The organism is Paenibacillus sp. J22R56 (assembly GCF_056269375.1).
The window spans coordinates 453503-468827 of the sequence record NZ_JBWDNV010000004.1 but is presented as its reverse complement, the minus strand read 5'-3'; the positions used below and the strand labels follow the sequence as shown (position 1 = coordinate 468827).

Sequence of the window (15325 nt, the reverse complement as noted above, 5' to 3'; positions counted from 1 at the left end):
TCTTTATTCCAATGCCCGCTCAGATTATGTCCTCCTCCATAATAGAGTGTTATTGCAACTAATTTATTCTCATCTTATGTCAGATAGAATGCTATTGCAACTAATTATTATTAAAATTTTCCAGTACGGCGAATTAGGAGTCCACCCCCCTTTTGAGAACGATCAGCAAAAATAATTCTTTACCTATCGTTCTCAATATGATATTCTGATCTCGAAAGGAGGCAGAAACGATTTGGCCAGAAGCAAAGAATTTGATGAAGATGCTGTACTGCTGAAGGCAATGAAGCTGTTCTGGGCACAAGGCTATGAGAAGACCTCTATGCAGGATCTTGTTGAGCATATGGGCATTCATAGAAGAAGTATCTACGATACCTTCGGCGATAAGCACGCCTTATATTTGTTAGCTTTGAAGCGCTATAGCGACACGGTCTGGAAGTCCATTGAACAACGGGCAAACAGCTCCTTCACAGCAAATGCCGCCATTCGCTCTCTCATGGAAGCAACGATCGCTCAAGATGAGGAACGTCCGCAAGGCTGTTTAATGGTGAATACAGCTGTGGAATTAGCCGTTCATGATACCGAGCTTGAAGCTTATGTCAACAGAAGCTGGGCACTTACCGAAGAGCTGATCCGTGATCTGATCGTCAAAGGCCAGCAGAATGGGGAACTGTCTGCAGCACTTGATGCAGAAATGTTATCTGCCTACTTCAACAATGCGTTGACGGGACTTCGGGTGATGGCAAAGACCCAATACAATAGAGAGAGATTACAACAGATTATTGCGACAACAATGTCTATTCTAGACTAAATTTTTTTGCATATTCTAGAATGATCGTTCTCGTATTAAAAAAATAAGGAGTTGTGTTTATAATGAGTAAATTAAACGGAAAAGTAGCATTAATTACTGGAGGTAATAGTGGAATCGGGCTGGCTACCGCCAGAAGATTTGTAGAGGAAGGTGCAAAGGTTGTTATTACAGGCCGCAATCAGGCTTCTTTAACAGCAGCAGTTAATGAGCTTGGTCAAGAAAATGCCTTCGCTGTACAGGCGGATGCAACCGATCCTGCTGGTGCAGAGCAAGCCGTTGCTGCTGCCATTAAGCAATTTGGCAAACTGGACATCGTCTTTGCGAATGCCGGTGTAGCCGGCAGTACACCACTTGGTGATACGAAGCTGGAAGACTTCGATCATATTCTGAAGATTAACGTGACTGGTGTATTCTTCACCGTACAGGCAGCGGCACCTTATTTGCAGCCTGGTGCGTCGGTTATCCTTGTCGGCTCAGTGCTTGCCACTACCGGCGGATTTGGCTGGGCAGCTTATGCCGCCAGCAAAGGTGCTGTTAGCAGCATGGCCAAAGTACTCGCCTCCGAGCTGTCGCCGCGTGGCATCCGGGTGAATACGGTTGTGCCGGGCGCGACCAAAACCCCAATCTGGGGAGCTTCTTCACCTGAGCAACTGATGCAGCTGGAGGCTGCTCTCTCCCACTCCATTCCGCAGAACCGTCTCGGAGAACCCGAGGAAATTGCGAATGCTGTTTTATTCTTGGCCTCGGATGAATCCTCCTTTGTTCAAGCTGCTGAGCTTCAAGTAGACGGCGGAGCTGACGGAGCACCATTTGGCGCTCCAATCTATCGTCAATAAGTGAAAAAGAGCAACGGCACTATCAAGGCCGTTGCTCTTTTAATTGCTATTCTTTTTTAACTGAAGTGAGTCCCTGCGTAATGGTCACAAGTACAAGCCCAACGACCAAAATAACGGCCAATGCCGCAAAGGAAGCCCAGCCTTCCGGGAGCAGCCCCAGGAACTGATACTTCAGCGGTTTGCCAAAGAGCGCTCGAATAAGCGGCTGTGCAATGGTAGCAATACCGACCATACTCAAGACGATCCCTAAGATTTGCAGCCCGTCATTTTTAATCTTCTTCATGACCTTCTCTCCTTGTCGCAAAAGTAAAAGTTCTGATCGTCTCCTTAATGGTTCCATCAAGATCAGCAATTTCGTTCATCGCAATCCGTCCGCTTAACGTGTCTATTGCGCTTCTAACGAGCAAAGCCATTAACTCAGGCTGAAAATCCCTAAAGCTTTTCTCTTCATCTTGTCCGTATTGAAAAATTTCGATAAGCGGCTGGTGAATATGGTTATCTTTATCCGAGAAAATCAGCTCTCCATCCTTGTTACGATGGTTTGCGATAATGTGAATGATGGCCAATGTCCCGAGCCGATTCTCAGCCACATAACGCAGATTGCTATCGATATAAGACTCCAATGCTTCAGGAGCCGTTTTATCAATAACCATATGCCTGCCCATATACTCTGCTGCATCATGAAAGTAGCCTTCCACAAGCTCCGCCAGAATAAGATCCTTTTGCGGAAAATGGTACGTTACTACGCCCTTGCTGATGCTCAAATGCTCGGCTATCATACCTAGCGAAAAGCCGGCGTAACCGAGTTTAGCTATAAGCTCTTGTGAGGCTTGCAGTATTTTTCCCCGTGTTCCCTTCATGCTCTTCCATCCTCGCTAATCATTGAGACCCGTTGATACCACTTAGTTTAGTACGATCGAGCTAGAATTACAATATAAATTCGTACGATCGAGCGAAATTGTCATATTATGAGGTAAGCCCAGAACGCACCCATTCTATAAATGCTGCTCCCGCCGGCCGAAGCTGCTTACCTTTCAGATAGATAAATCCTTGATGAACAGGCTCTGGCACAGGAAAATTCATCGTAATCAGCTTCCCTGACCGTAGCTCCTCCTCCACATTCACCCTGGGCAATAAAGATATCCCAAACCCCGATTGGACCATACGCTTAATCAGCTCCACACTCGGGAAGCTTCTGCGATCATGCACGGTATGTCCCGCTTCACGCAGGGATGACTCACCTAACTCGTGATACAAGCAAGCATTCCCATAACTGATGTAAACCTGCTTTCCGCCACCTCTTGCATCCGGGCTTCCTACCCACACTAATTCTTCTACAAGCAGCGGCTCAAATACGAGATTGTCATGCTCAGGATCACGGGGAACGATCCCCAGGTCATCCTTCTGATCAAGTACCCTGCCGCAAATATCCTCCATAAACCCTGTTGAGAGCTGCAGCTCAACATCCGGGTACTGTTCGGCATAGGAGGCAAGGAGATCAGGCAGTCTAGTCACGCAGTAGGCTTCTAATGCCCGAACCTTAAGCACCCCGCGTGGCTGCTCCGTACGTAGAAGATCATCCTCCAAGGCCTGGCTTAATTCCGCAAATTGTCTCGCGAACCGTGCCAGCGCTGCTCCTGCTTCAGTTGGCTCAACACCTCTTGGCAGACGGTCGAACAGCTTCTTGCCGCTGACCTTCTCCAGCTGTGCAATATGAGTTGTCACGGTGGACTGTACATAACCCAGCTTGTCAGCGGCTCGGCTAAAGTTCTTCTCTTCCATTACCGTCAGAAAAGTTCGGAGCGATCTCCCATCCCATTGATCCAGCATTTTACCGCCTCCTTAGGTATTTTATTTCAAAATGATAGCTATCATATATATTCGTTTTTAAAATGGTTAAGCACATGATACCATCGAAGTATTCGATCGTAAAGGAGAGCTGATGCTTCATGTTTGACCGTACTATCCGCTTCCTATGGCCCGCTATAGGTGCTTTTGCTGCCATCTTTCTCTTATTCCAGTTTGAAAATTCGATGGGACTAGCGCTGTTAATGGCCCCCTTTGGTGCTTCCTGCGTTATTGTATTCGCTCTGCCAGATAGTCCTTTGGCTAAACCTCGCAATGTAATCGGCGGCCACCTTATTAGCACGTTGACCGGTCTCACTTTCCTGCATGTGTTTGGTCATCATGCCTGGACCATGGCTGCAGCGGTAGCATTATCGATCTTCTTCATGCAGTTAACCAAAACCCTTCATCCCCCGGCTGGTGCTGATCCACTTGTCGTTATCCTGTCCGGAGCAGGCTGGTCTTTCCTGCTAACCCCGGTCTTGGCTGGGTCTCTGCTGCTAGTCGGATTAAGTGCTGCATATCGCCTTCTTCTTAGAAGCTCGCAAGAGCGGCAAAAAGCCACAGCGAGGGCTGTTCATGTTCCAGCTAAAGGAGTGAAACCTCAATAGCCATTTTGACGTAAAAGAGGTACGGCTCGAATACCGCATAAGCTCAGTTATGGCAAAGCAGATAGAATAACGAAGGGAGGCGTCATTCATGAGAACAACACATTCTGCAGGTCGTTTGACGCTGCTTCTCTTCCTCCTTGGAGCATTTATTCTGTTCAGCATGCCAACTATGATGCTTGGCAACTTCGATGCCTCGAAATCAAGCAGAGCCCACATCGAGCACAGCCTTCCGAACAGCATGAAAGCTGTTAAGAGGGTCACGGTGTCTCCTGCCAGCAAGCTGCTTCTAATGGCAACACTGCTGGCTGTGATATACTGCTGGATCAGCTACCCTCGCCTGTTCTTGCAGGCCAAGCGTGTTTTTCTACTCCCCTTCATTTTCCTGCAGCGGCTCAAACGCCTGCTCATGCCCCTCAAGCTGACGACATCCTATTCGATCGTTTAAGGCAACAACAGACGAATAGAATTTCGATCATACTCGAGGAGGAATTTCCTATGAATATCCGTGAAATCGACTTGCCCGGCATCGGTAAAAAATTTCAAATGAATACCCGCAGCGGCGACCAGCTTGTCATTATCGTGCATAATGACGGCCGCCGAGAATGCTATCATTTCCACCACGACAACCCCGAATCCAGCATCTCCATGATTACCCTTGATGACGACGAAGCCCGTATGGCTGCCGCTATGATCGGCGGTATGACGTATAAACCAAAGATGCTCGAGACGATCGAGGTCGCACTCGACGAGCTCATTATTGAATGGTATAAACTTGAGGCGCATTACGCCTGCATCGGGAAATCGATCGGAGAGCTGAATATCCGTAAAAATACAGGAACAACAGTTATTGCGCTGCTCTCCGCCAATCATGCCAAACAGATCAATCCTGGGCCTGAGGCTATTCTGGCCGCTGATAATACGATCGTTGTTGCCGGAGAACGTGCGCAGCATAAAGAACTGAAAAAAATCCTCATGAATGGATGTGATTAATGCCTATGGATCACATCATATTAGAGGTTGGCCTCGCTATTGCGCTTATCGCTGTGGCTGGTTTGCTGTCGGCAAAAATCCGGTTTTCCGTCATTCCGTTCTATATTCTGATCGGGATGGCCGTTGGTCCGCATTCCGTTGAGCTCTGGCATTTCGACTTCCGTTTTATCGAAAGCGCTCCTCTCATCGAGTTCATGGGCAGACTTGGCGTCTTATTCCTGCTCTTCTACCTCGGACTGGAATTCTCCGTTGGGCGCTTAATTAAGTCCGGCCGATCTATCGCGGTCGGTGGAACGATCTATATCGCCATTAACTTCACACTTGGACTCCTGTTTGGCTGGCTGAGCGGCTTTCCTTTTCAAGAGACACTCGTTATTGCCGGAATAACTACGATTTCTTCCAGTGCGATTGTTGCCAAGGTGCTGGTTGATCTGAAGCGTACCGCCAATCCGGAGACGGAGATGATTCTTGGCATCATTATGTTCGAGGATGTATTCCTCGCTGTTTATATCTCGATCCTATCCGGGCTCGTCCTGAGTGGTTCAACCTCGATCGGCGGCATTGTACTCTCTACGGTTATTGCCCTTGTCTTTATGCTTGCTCTTCTTACCCTTGGCCGCAAAGCGGCGCCGACACTGAACAAGCTGCTTAATATCCGTTCCAATGAGCTGTTTGCACTGGTCATCTTCGCGGGGCTGTTCCTTGTGGCAGGACTCTCCGAGACGATTCATGTCGCCGAAGCCATTGGTGCCTTATTGTTTGGCCTCGTACTCGCTGAAACTGAGCACATGAAACGGATTGAGAAGCTGATCCTTCCCTTCCGGGACTTCTTCGGCGCTGTGTTCTTCTTCAGCTTTGGCCTGACGATTGATCCAACCGCCTTAGGCGGAGCGGTCTGGCTGTCACTAGCTGCTGTTGCCGTCACGCTGATCGGCAATCTGACAGCCGGGATGCTGGCTGGGCGCAGCGCAGGACTTTCTCCTAGAGCTTCCGTTAATATCGGACTGACCATCGTATCACGTGGAGAATTCTCCATCATTATGGCTAATCTCGCTAAGGCAGGTGCACTGATGGCGGTGATCCAGCCGTTTGCTGCCCTATATGTTCTGATTCTAGCCATCCTGGGACCGCTCCTCACAAAGGAGAACAAAATCATATTTAACGTGCTAAACCGTTTATTCCGCTGGGATCGTAAACAGACGACAAGCACGTCACAATCGAAATAATAGGAGCAACATCAAAGAAGCCGTACTCCTTGAACAGGAGCACGGCTTCTTTGCATGTTCTATAGTTTTTTGTACATCCCAACAGAGTTCGGAGCGGTGTATTCAAACCCAAATTTCTTGTACAAGCCATCCGCGGGTATATCCGCGATCAGATTGACGAAAGCCCCTTTTTGCCCATGGGTATTTAGATATTCCATCAATTCCGTCATAATCCGCTTGCCGTAACCATGTCCTTGATAATCAGGATCAACGGCGATGTCCACGATTTGATAAAAACAGCCGCCATCTCCTATAACTCTGCCCATCCCAATCAGCTGCTGGCTTGAATCTCTCAGGGTAACCGCAAAGATGGAATTGTTCATGGCAATCCTGGCGCCGTCCACATCTCGTGGACTTAATCCTGCAGCTGCCCTTAGAGCAAGATATTCTTCTGGACCCGGTGCCTTACTAAGAACATCAATCTTCTTGTCCATGATTAATCCCCCTAATTATCGAAAAATGGTCGATCCAAGCACATGCAGTGCTTCAGATATTCGGGACAATTCCTCATCCGATACATCCTTAACCTGCTGCATAAACAGCTTATTCATATGATCGAATGCTAAGGCCATTCTCTCCTCGCCCAGCGAAGAAAGTCGAATGTACTGTTTTCTGCGATCTTCCCCATCCCCGGTCTTCTCGCATAACCCTTTTTCCGTCAGCTTTCGGATTTCCCGGCTTGTGTTCGGCATCGAGATGCCTGTGCAATCGCTGATTTCACTTAAGGTCATCGGCTGCTTCACCGACAAAAGCTCCAGCATACCATATTGAAGAGGCGTAATATCATCCATCGGCAAATCCTTGGTCATGTCGTAATGCAGTTGATGAGAGGATGCAATAAGGAAGACCAGTTGTTGAAAGACGATTTCCTTGGAGGCCATACCAAAACATCTCCTTGTATTAGGCTCAGGCATATATTTGTTATCAAATAACAATTATCTATTGACAACTAATTTGACCACATGGTAACTTCTTATCAAATGATAACAAAGAAGGTGCCCTATGAAAACCCTTATTATTTATACGCATCCGAATCATCATAGTCTAAGCTACTCATTTCTACAGAGAACGATACAAGGTCTGGAAGAAAATCCGCTTGTAGATGAAGTCCAAGTGCTGGATCTGTATGCCGAATCCTTTGATCCGCTTCTCGTGTTCAACGAGGACAAACGAAGAAGAGATATGCATATTGATCCGGAGCTGGAGAAATATCGAAATCAGCTGCTTTGGGCAGAAAAAATCGTATTCGTTTATCCAATCTGGTGGGGACGCCCCCCTGCTATGCTGCTTGGCTACATTGACCGGATGTTCGCTTCCAATTTCGCTTATCGCGATAAGGGTGGAATGCTTCCAGAAGGCTTACTGAAGGGTAAGACAGTCGTATGCGTCTCCACGATGAAGGGTCCCACTCTCTATCCTCTGCTCTGGCTGAATAACGCTCATAAGGTACTGATGCGAAAAGCCCTGCTCAGCTATGTTGGTATTAAGAAAGTGAAGTTTTTCGAATTTGGCGGCATGGAGAAAAAGCAAGGCAAGCAAGAGCAGAAGCTGGACCGGATTTATCAATATTTTAAGACGATTGCGCAATAAAATAAAAAAGGCAGCATGCGATTCGCAGCTGCCTTACCTTGAGCAGAGTCAACAGACTCTGCTATACATCATACTCTAGTTCCTTCCGTGCCCGAGCAATCCATTCCAGAGGTGTAGGTGTTTCTTCGGCATTATACTCGAAGGCACCCATTCTAAGGTTGAGCTCAAATCGGTTGCGGCTAGATCTCTCCGTCTCGTTCATCTCAATCATTCTGCTTCGGATCCGATTCATTACAATATCTGCGCCATCCCGGTCCGTGAACAGGAGCAGCCCCCAAGTTGGGTTATCCTGCGTCAGCATATACAGCGAATCATTCGCCCGAATGCTTGTCTGGCTGATCGTTGTAATATTGTAGACAGCCGCATTAAGCTGCTCCTCGCCGATCATACGTCTCAGCTCATGCCAGTATTTGACGTTCAGAACAAGCAACGTCAATGGAATCTTGTAGCGATCTGACAATGCCATAAACACTGTCGTATCCTTCTGGAAGGACAGCATATTTTTCAGATTCGTACTCTCATCCATCGTTGCGAGAGAAGCATTTTTCTTCTTCAGCATGTCGTTCTGCTCTTGAAGCTGTTTGCTCGCCTGGGTGAACATCCAGGTTATCGCGGTAAACACCGGCGTCATGAACAGCCAGAAGTAGCTTTGGGCGGTTACGACATCTCCCTGCACAACCGTCTGATAGATCGTGAACGTACCATACCCAAACACAAACAGGATGTTTAAAATAAGCCCCGTCGTAATCGTCGTAAAATACGTGATGATCGCGATCAGGAACGCCACATTCAAGAAGATAATGTTTTGCAGATAAAGATTTGGATCACGCGCCGTAAACATGATCGTGACGAAGCACGCGATGAACAGAAGCAGGAAGCCCCCGTCGGATAACAGGCTTGAGTTACGTCTCATGATTCCTACCTCCTTCTTCTCTTCTTCCGGTGTTTACGAACGAGAAGCACAAGCGATACGAGCACCAGAACAAGCACAAGCATGATTACGACGATGAAGCTGACAACGTCACTGCGATCGAGCACTTGGGTAAGTACGGCCGGCTCATTCGACTCCGCTTCCTTCTTGAAGCGGAAGGCGTTGACCTGTCCGTCTTTGTCGACCATAGCTCCATCACCGAAAATTTTATATAAATTGGCCGAGTTGCCGACCAGCTTTGACGCTAAATAGACGTATTCCGAGCTGCTCCCTGTAACCGCCAGGAAGCCATGTCCTTTGCCATAAGGGGAGTCGATAAGCTGAAGCGTCCCGATTCTCCGTCCGTAGCCTTCTTCAATACTTGCCTTCTCATTAGACAAGAACCCTTCGCCTTTATCGTCATATTTGAAAAATAACTTTTTGTTGTTATCCCTGATGTAACGATTATTGGCGTATGTTCCAATCGCAATGATCTGCCGGTCCTTAAGTTCGCTCTCCGCAACCTCATCTGTATAGAATTGAATTTCACCGGTATTGGAAGCGGCGAATTGTCCCATCAGGTTAAACAAGTTAGACAGCGCTAAATACGTATAACCATCGCGGGTTTGCGGCAGTACAACGGCTACTCGGTTAAAGCTGCCGTCCCGAAGGAATGGATACGGGTAATTGTTGAACAGCATATCGGTGCGATCCTTTGTGTTCAGCTGCAGCACCGAATCTTTCGCAACAAACGCCCATGGCATCTGATCCTGATTTCCGGTGCACACTGCGTTCTTCAACTCCAAATCAAAAGCCGTCGTGATCGTGAAGTTGCCGGAAATACCAAGGTTCTTCGGAATGGTCAATTCGAGATTGTCGCCGCCCGCTCGCTCGGCAGTCAGCTTCTTGCTGCCGATCGGTACATTGTTAACCAGCACCGTAATCATCGAACGGTCAAAGTCCAAATTGGCAGCATAGCGGAAATCCAGACTCAGCTTGCTGGCTTCCGCAATGGAGCGGTTACTAGGCAGCGTGATGAAATAATTTTTCTCTCGATGCGATGAACCGGTCAGCTTGTCACCCGAATCCGTCAGCGGAAAATAACGATTGATGCTGGAGACTGGCGTATTAACCTCTGTCGCCTCGTCCACAACCTTTGATGAACCTTGCAATTGTTCCATCAAGGCGGAATTGCCAATGAATCGGCCGGCTTTTTTCAGCATCGCCTCATTGTCTGACGTTACGACCAGCATAGAGGATGTGCCACTTTGGATAAGCTGGATAAGCGCCTTATCCTGCAGGGAGGTCTCATTCAGCTTTGCGCGCAGGTCTGACGGAAGATTCTTCGTAAGCCCTACCAATACGCCAAGCGGTTTATTTTTCACATTATCTGCACGGTAAGACAGGAGTGGAATGATATGCGAGGTATCCTCACTTACGCCGGCTAATCCGGTCAGCGCATATACGGCAGCTTCCGTTTCATTCAGATCGCCTTTCTCCGGTACAAATACAGCAGCAAGCCCATCCTGCACCGTATCCAGTCCAATAAAATGGCGGCTGAAATCGCTGATACTCGCACCTACAGGCTTCAATCCATATTTCATATCGACACCTGAGCTGTCGAAAATTTGCAGCCAGCTGCCCTGATCCTGCGTTGGGGTACAGATCTGATCCGCGTTATTTCTAGTCTGAATAACCCCTTCAATTGTCAGCTCATTCACACCGCTCTTCAAGTACTCAAGCGGAAGACCAATGGTTCGGGTCACCTTTTTATTCGTATCGGTCCCTGGCCTTAACGTGTAGAATGGCTTGCCGTTTAGCTTTAGCGTAACGATTGATGAATCATTGATCGTAAGCTGTGATACTTTATAATCCAGCCTAAACGCTGCGCTTTCGACCTTCCAATAATTCGGCACCTGAAAAAACTGCTGAGCATACGCGCTTGTGCCCAAAAGCGAGGTTTCCGTCATTGGTGTTTCGTATGTCTTCTGCACTTCCGCTGCCGCTGCGGTTCTTGTCCCTGCGCCCGGAAGAAGCAGTGCGGCAAGCAGAGCAACTGCCGCCCATACCGCAATTCCTGTTCTTCTATTCATGTGATCACTTCCTTCTCAGAACCGTTCCGTTTTGTACCATTTGGCTTCGCGTTTAAAAATAACGTCCTTCACATATTGATAAAGGCCGTTGGCAGCGACGAGCATCCATAGCTGACAGTAACTGACGTACATAAGTAAAATAATACCGAGATTCGAAGGACGCATTTCGCCCTTCTCCGTAATAAGCGTAACAAACGTCCCGACCACGAACAGCGTGATGGCGAGCATCCACAAGTAGAAGCTTAGTCCCGAAATCGTCGTATGGACATAACCTAGAGCATGCAGGACAAGTAACAAGTCCGACGTTAAGAGCGATGTAACTAGTAAGAAATAGATGGCTAGAAAATATAAGATATCGAAGCGAATGGTACGCGCTTCCGGACGGAAGAGCAGAGGGATGTTTTTGACAATGACATAAATATTACCCTTCGCCCAGCGTGTTCGCTGCTTGAACCATACCTTAACCGTCTGGGGCTCTTGCTCCCAGGTAACCGACTTTGGCTGGAACTTGATTCGGTAGCCCATCATGTAAATTCGGAAGCTGATCTCTGTATCTTCCGCGATCGCCTTCGTGTCCCAGCCTCCAATCGCCTCAATAATATGCCGTCGCATGATGAAGTTGGTGCCTGGAATCGTACATAACTTGAACAGCTTCCACCTGCCTGCTTGTGCCATCCACTGAAACGATAAGGTCTCAATATTAATAAATCGGGTAAGCAGGTTCTCATCCCGGTTCCGCGTCCGAAATTTGCCGATAACCGCGCCAAGCTTAGCATCATTAACAATTTCGGCTACAAGATAACGAAGCGCAGTCCGCTCCGGGGTATTATCTGCGTCGTAAATGGCGATCAGCTCCCCTTTGCTGCGGGTGAAGCCGATATTAAGCGCATTCGATTTCCCTTTACCTCCGGTAATATTGTCGGTATTAATGATGATCAGATTGCGGCTCTTATATTTCTCCTGCAATTGACCTAGCAGTACACTGCTATTATCTGAAGAATTATCATTAATAACGATAATTTCATACCGGTCATGCGGATAATCAAGTGCGAGTAATGACTCTACCGTTTTGGTAATCACTTTGCCTTCATTATGTGCCGGTACCATGATGGATACAAAAGGCGCTTCCCCTATGAGCTCGGGCGGCATCTCACTCTCCAGCTTCATATAGTAGAAGTAACCAGCGATGATCAGCGCTATATTTACGAGTAGTAAAGACCAGATACATAAAACGCAAATAACCATTAATATATCCGGTATCGTCATAAACTCCCTCCCGACTTGTAGTATTTTCTCTTATACAAACGATATCCGACCGTTAGGAAAACGATGAACAGCATTAATGTTGTTACAATCAGTACAATCAAGACCCTGCTCTGCACAGAAAACAACAGATGAAAGCTCTCCTTTTGTACGGGTGCCTTCACTTGAAGAACTTCCTCCGTTGGATTCGACCGATACTGCAGGTCAACCGGCTTGCCGTCGAGAAGCAGTGCCCCTTGTAAAGATTCGGCTTTGTGCGAACTGCTGCTCAGGCTATGCTCACCGGACTTAAAGTCAGCGAATGGCAGCCAACTGCCCGCTATAGACTGAACAGCCTCCTCCTGCTTGGCTTCACTCTCAAACCAATCAAAAGTTATCGCCAGATCAACCGGAAAAGCAGGCCATATTTTGTCCGCACGATTAAGCTGGAGAAGTTCTTCTCCTCGCATACTGTAAGGTGACGAAGGAAAAGGCTGAACAGCCTCCGATTGTTCCTGCATGAATGCTGTTTCATTTGGGAACAAAATCGTTGTATCCGAGAACGCAAAGCCCGCTTCGCGTCCACTCTTCTCCTGCGCTCTCTTCATTTCACCCGTCATGCCAAGAGGGGCAATACCCACTTCGGCCAAATCATTTAAAAACCCGTCCATCTGCTCCTTTAGAATCGAAGAATCCTGTCCCATAGACGTTGGTGTCGGTACGTTGACAAGTACACTGCCGTTATAGGACTGCACGGTTTGCAGAGCAGCCAGGTATCGCTTCATTGCCGGATAATCTGTATTGCTGAACAGTGGGCTAACACTAACCAGAAACGGAATGCCGGCTTCATACAATTGCTTCGAAAGCCCCTCAAGTCTATTCAAATCAATGAACGGCGTTACTTCACGAATGAGCAAATACGCCTGTGTGGGAGCAGCCGCAGCTTCTACACCAAGCCATGCCCGCAGAAAGTAGGTGATCGCCACTTCACTCATATTGCCCGGCTCGAAATACGGCACATAGGCATAGCCGCCAGCCTTAATAGCGAATGGAGCATTAATAGTCCCGTCCGTAGACGTCATTTGTCCGTAAGTCTCGCCCTTTCCTTCTGCAATGAAATCCAGTCGACTGACAAATACATTATCTTGCGAGAGTCCATCAACCGACAGCTTAAGTGACTGCCTCGTTCTGGTCTCCGTCTGCAATGCGAGCTTTCTGCGAAGAATGTCCGGGGGATTGTACCCGATATGCAACTGGTCTTTTTCCGTGTATTGTTCAGCCCCATGCGTGATGGAGTCACACAAATCCTCCGTGTTACAAATTGTGATCAGCTTCTCGTAATCCGCTGCCATCTCAGGCTTATAGGTGTCAGACGCTATCGTCTTAACTGCCATCCCAAACGATAGAAGCAGCTGCTGCAAAGCTTCTAAATTACCAGCTGCAGGTGTATCAACCCCCAAGCTGTCATAGACGAGAAGTACATTCGCAGGTTTAGACCCCTCTTGTGCAGCCGCGGAGGCCGGGAGCAGCAAAGCTGCCAGTAAGCTGAGACATACCGTATAGAACAACCAATGCTTAATTGCTGCGAGTCTGCTCATTGCTGTCCCTCCTGCTGCTGCGCCAACGATTGTTCGTCGTCTTCTTCGCCCGCATTTCTCTGCGCATTTGGCCCCCATAACCGGCGGCAGACGCAGTCGGCAATCGTCCAGAAGGTAACCAGATCAAACGCCACCGCGAATAAAAACTCATGCTTTGCGATGTCCGCATCTCCGGCGCCAATGACGGCTAGCCCCATCGCACAAAGCCCCGCTGCCATCATCATGAGGATTATAGGAAGACGAAGCGCCCTTCGAAGGGCACGCGCCTTAACGGCCCTATAGAACGAAGGGGCATACAGCCCAGCGATCACAATCAACCATAATACAACGAACCCCGATGTCTTGGGAGCCGCTAGCTCTTTCAGATAACTGTATCCGGAAAAGGCCACCGTACGGGCCCCAAAGGGCTTACCCGCCGCCTGCTCATAGTTGCCAAGCTTCGTTCGGTTCGAAAAAGCGTAATGCGCCGCTGTCTCAAAAATCTTGCTCGCTGCATCGGGATGGGATAAGTAATACCGTGCAATTGATGGGAATCCATATTTGTCCAGGAATTGAACCTGCATCTCTTCCGATTCGACGGGAATAGGGGAGAACTGGTCATAATAAATCTCACCGGTAAGGACAGCGAACTGCTTGTCTATGCCAAAAAAATCCAGTGCTTCTTCCGGATTATCCGTCGTCATCAACACACCTCGCGTCATTGCGTGGTATTTGTTTATGTTTACGAATTGCTCCGGAATAAGGGCATACGTACCTACTGCTGTAAGAAGCAGCACGACTGCCTGCAGTCCGGCGATTACCCGAAATATCCTCTCCCGCCGCAGGAAGACGAACAATACCCCAACAATAGCAACGATCAAACCAATAGGCGCATTCTGTTGTTTACTCGTCGTGAGTATGATTGCGCTGACGCCAAACAGGAACAACAAGAAATAATCGTTGTACTGCCGCTGGTAAAGCAGCATACAGGCGCTGAACAAGAGCAGCAGCATAACGAGCACGACGCTCTCACTATAGAAAGAATTGAAATAGGCGACATACCCGATGTCCCCAAACACAAAAATCGCAGCAGCTGCCAGCCCATAGCCTGCTCTGCGTGAAGCCTTCCAGGTTACGGCCTTCACGAGCAAATACACGGCACCAACGTACAGCACACCGTACAGCGCAGCCTGTATTCGTATATCAAACTGCTTATCATAACCAAACCACTCACTGATCTGAAGCGATAAGCGGACAAATAGCGTCTGCGAAGACCACAACAGCGCACTATCATTGTAATATTGGAAAATTCCGAAAGTTTTTACAAAATATCCGAGAGTTTGGCTCGTATAATCCGGCACATTAAAGTACAAGCCATTGCTGTAAAGAATCCGGTAATAGTCCCCATTATCCGCCATGCCGACATAAGGAGGAATAAAGAGCTCAATCAGCAGAATAAGCGCAACACCAAACGCCGCCAGCGAGGCCGGAGATATGTACTTTTCTAAGAAGAAGAGCGTTTGTTTCCATTTCATCCGCTGCAGCTTATTCATGCTAT

At 48.0% G+C, this 15325-nt stretch carries 17 protein-coding genes; 7 read left to right on the top strand and 10 right to left on the bottom strand.

All coding sequences use genetic code 11. The features are described from left to right. The first annotated feature begins 232 nt into the window (after window positions 1–232). Together AC0YNT_RS12730 and AC0YNT_RS12725 are read left to right on the top strand one after the other, a co-directional pair. Window positions 233–808 carry a TetR/AcrR family transcriptional regulator gene (locus AC0YNT_RS12730; protein WP_475804896.1) on the top strand — a complete coding sequence of 192 codons (576 nt, stop codon included), beginning with the start codon at window positions 233–235 and terminating at the stop codon, window positions 806–808. A gap of 62 nt (window positions 809–870) precedes the next feature. After that, window positions 871–1644: an SDR family NAD(P)-dependent oxidoreductase gene (locus AC0YNT_RS12725; RefSeq protein WP_475804895.1), complete on the top strand. Its 774-nt coding sequence runs from the start codon at window positions 871–873 to the stop codon at window positions 1642–1644. Window positions 1645–1690: 46 nt separating this feature from the next. On the opposite strand, the gene AC0YNT_RS12720 is transcribed toward AC0YNT_RS12725, so the two are convergent. From AC0YNT_RS12720 to AC0YNT_RS12710, 3 genes are all read right to left on the bottom strand, one after another. Beyond that, on the bottom strand, window positions 1691–1927 hold the full coding sequence (locus AC0YNT_RS12720; RefSeq protein WP_475804894.1) for a hypothetical protein: 237 nt from the start codon (window positions 1925–1927) through the stop codon (window positions 1691–1693). Further along, a complete protein-coding gene (locus tag AC0YNT_RS12715) occupies window positions 1914–2504 on the bottom strand; it encodes a TetR/AcrR family transcriptional regulator (RefSeq protein ID WP_475804893.1) in 591 nt (196 codons plus the stop codon). Before AC0YNT_RS12715 ends, AC0YNT_RS12720 begins: the two co-directional genes overlap by 14 nt. Window positions 2505–2610: 106 nt before the next feature. Beyond that, window positions 2611–3474 carry a LysR family transcriptional regulator gene (locus tag AC0YNT_RS12710; protein ID WP_475804892.1) on the bottom strand — a complete coding sequence of 288 codons (864 nt, stop codon included), beginning with the start codon at window positions 3472–3474 and terminating at the stop codon, window positions 2611–2613. Between the two features lie 119 nt (window positions 3475–3593). On the opposite strand from AC0YNT_RS12710, the gene AC0YNT_RS12705 reads away from it, so the two are divergent. The 4 genes from AC0YNT_RS12705 (at window position 3594) to AC0YNT_RS12690 (ending at window position 6316) form a co-directional block, all read left to right on the top strand. Beyond that, window positions 3594–4100 (top strand): HPP family protein, encoded by a 507-nt coding sequence (locus AC0YNT_RS12705; RefSeq protein WP_475804891.1) that lies wholly within the window; start codon window positions 3594–3596, stop codon window positions 4098–4100. Window positions 4101–4188: 88 nt separating this feature from the next. Continuing rightward, window positions 4189–4545 (top strand): hypothetical protein, encoded by a 357-nt coding sequence (locus AC0YNT_RS12700; RefSeq protein WP_475804890.1) that lies wholly within the window; start codon window positions 4189–4191, stop codon window positions 4543–4545. A gap of 50 nt (window positions 4546–4595) precedes the next feature. After that, a complete protein-coding gene (locus AC0YNT_RS12695) occupies window positions 4596–5090 on the top strand; it encodes a cation:proton antiporter regulatory subunit (RefSeq protein WP_475804889.1) in 495 nt (164 codons plus the stop codon). 5 nt (window positions 5091–5095) lie between these two features. Then, window positions 5096–6316: a cation:proton antiporter gene (locus AC0YNT_RS12690; RefSeq protein ID WP_475804888.1), complete on the top strand. Its 1221-nt coding sequence runs from the start codon at window positions 5096–5098 to the stop codon at window positions 6314–6316. A gap of 59 nt (window positions 6317–6375) precedes the next feature. Here the strand turns inward: AC0YNT_RS12690 and AC0YNT_RS12685 are convergent, their stop codons facing one another. After that, entirely contained in the window at window positions 6376–6789 is a 414-nt protein-coding gene (locus tag AC0YNT_RS12685) for a GNAT family N-acetyltransferase (protein ID WP_475804887.1), read from the bottom strand. 15 nt (window positions 6790–6804) lie between these two features. After that, entirely contained in the window at window positions 6805–7236 is a 432-nt protein-coding gene (locus tag AC0YNT_RS12680; protein WP_475804886.1) for a MarR family winged helix-turn-helix transcriptional regulator, read from the bottom strand. Between the two features lie 121 nt (window positions 7237–7357). Here AC0YNT_RS12680 and AC0YNT_RS12675 point away from each other — a divergent pair, with 121 nt between their 5' ends. Further along, complete coding sequence (locus AC0YNT_RS12675) at window positions 7358–7945, top strand: NAD(P)H-dependent oxidoreductase (RefSeq protein ID WP_475804885.1); 588 nt, start codon at window positions 7358–7360, stop codon at window positions 7943–7945. 61 nt (window positions 7946–8006) lie between these two features. Here AC0YNT_RS12675 and AC0YNT_RS12670 read toward each other — a convergent pair whose 3' ends face one another. From AC0YNT_RS12670 to wsfD, 5 genes are read right to left on the bottom strand one after another with little or no spacing between them, the layout of a single operon-like run. Then, window positions 8007–8858, bottom strand: coding sequence for a diguanylate cyclase domain-containing protein (locus AC0YNT_RS12670; RefSeq protein ID WP_475804884.1), 852 nt, complete (start codon window positions 8856–8858; stop codon window positions 8007–8009). A 5-nt stretch (window positions 8859–8863) separates the two neighbouring features. Then, window positions 8864–10948 (bottom strand): cellulose biosynthesis cyclic di-GMP-binding regulatory protein BcsB, encoded by a 2085-nt coding sequence (locus tag AC0YNT_RS12665; protein ID WP_475804883.1) that lies wholly within the window; start codon window positions 10946–10948, stop codon window positions 8864–8866. A gap of 15 nt (window positions 10949–10963) precedes the next feature. Further along, complete coding sequence (locus AC0YNT_RS12660) at window positions 10964–12214, bottom strand: glycosyltransferase family 2 protein (RefSeq protein WP_475804882.1); 1251 nt, start codon at window positions 12212–12214, stop codon at window positions 10964–10966. Next, entirely contained in the window at window positions 12211–13788 is a 1578-nt protein-coding gene (locus tag AC0YNT_RS12655) for a hypothetical protein (protein ID WP_475804881.1), read from the bottom strand. The genes AC0YNT_RS12660 and AC0YNT_RS12655 overlap by 4 nt, the downstream gene beginning before the upstream one ends. Beyond that, on the bottom strand, window positions 13785–15320 hold the full coding sequence (wsfD, locus tag AC0YNT_RS12650) for a glycan biosynthesis hexose transferase WsfD (RefSeq protein ID WP_475804880.1): 1536 nt from the start codon (window positions 15318–15320) through the stop codon (window positions 13785–13787). Before wsfD ends, AC0YNT_RS12655 begins: the two co-directional genes overlap by 4 nt. Window positions 15321–15325: the final 5 nt, after the last annotated feature.

Coding starts and splice junctions, on each gene's coding strand:
- AC0YNT_RS12665 (WP_475804883.1), bottom strand. CDS start 10,948: ATGAATAGAAGAACAGGAATTGCGGTATGGGCGGCAGTTGCTCTGCTT.
- AC0YNT_RS12710 (WP_475804892.1), bottom strand. CDS start 3,474: ATGCTGGATCAATGGGATGGGAGATCGCTCCGAACTTTTCTGACGGTA.
- AC0YNT_RS12700 (WP_475804890.1), top strand. CDS start 4,189: ATGAGAACAACACATTCTGCAGGTCGTTTGACGCTGCTTCTCTTCCTC.
- AC0YNT_RS12720 (WP_475804894.1), bottom strand. CDS start 1,927: ATGAAGAAGATTAAAAATGACGGGCTGCAAATCTTAGGGATCGTCTTG.
- AC0YNT_RS12695 (WP_475804889.1), top strand. CDS start 4,596: ATGAATATCCGTGAAATCGACTTGCCCGGCATCGGTAAAAAATTTCAA.
- AC0YNT_RS12680 (WP_475804886.1), bottom strand. CDS start 7,236: ATGGCCTCCAAGGAAATCGTCTTTCAACAACTGGTCTTCCTTATTGCA.
- wsfD (WP_475804880.1), bottom strand. CDS start 15,320: ATGAATAAGCTGCAGCGGATGAAATGGAAACAAACGCTCTTCTTCTTA.
- AC0YNT_RS12705 (WP_475804891.1), top strand. CDS start 3,594: ATGTTTGACCGTACTATCCGCTTCCTATGGCCCGCTATAGGTGCTTTT.
- AC0YNT_RS12670 (WP_475804884.1), bottom strand. CDS start 8,858: ATGAGACGTAACTCAAGCCTGTTATCCGACGGGGGCTTCCTGCTTCTG.
- AC0YNT_RS12660 (WP_475804882.1), bottom strand. CDS start 12,214: ATGACGATACCGGATATATTAATGGTTATTTGCGTTTTATGTATCTGG.
- AC0YNT_RS12675 (WP_475804885.1), top strand. CDS start 7,358: ATGAAAACCCTTATTATTTATACGCATCCGAATCATCATAGTCTAAGC.
- AC0YNT_RS12715 (WP_475804893.1), bottom strand. CDS start 2,504: ATGAAGGGAACACGGGGAAAAATACTGCAAGCCTCACAAGAGCTTATA.
- AC0YNT_RS12655 (WP_475804881.1), bottom strand. CDS start 13,788: ATGAGCAGACTCGCAGCAATTAAGCATTGGTTGTTCTATACGGTATGT.
- AC0YNT_RS12690 (WP_475804888.1), top strand. CDS start 5,096: ATGGATCACATCATATTAGAGGTTGGCCTCGCTATTGCGCTTATCGCT.
- AC0YNT_RS12725 (WP_475804895.1), top strand. CDS start 871: ATGAGTAAATTAAACGGAAAAGTAGCATTAATTACTGGAGGTAATAGT.
- AC0YNT_RS12685 (WP_475804887.1), bottom strand. CDS start 6,789: ATGGACAAGAAGATTGATGTTCTTAGTAAGGCACCGGGTCCAGAAGAA.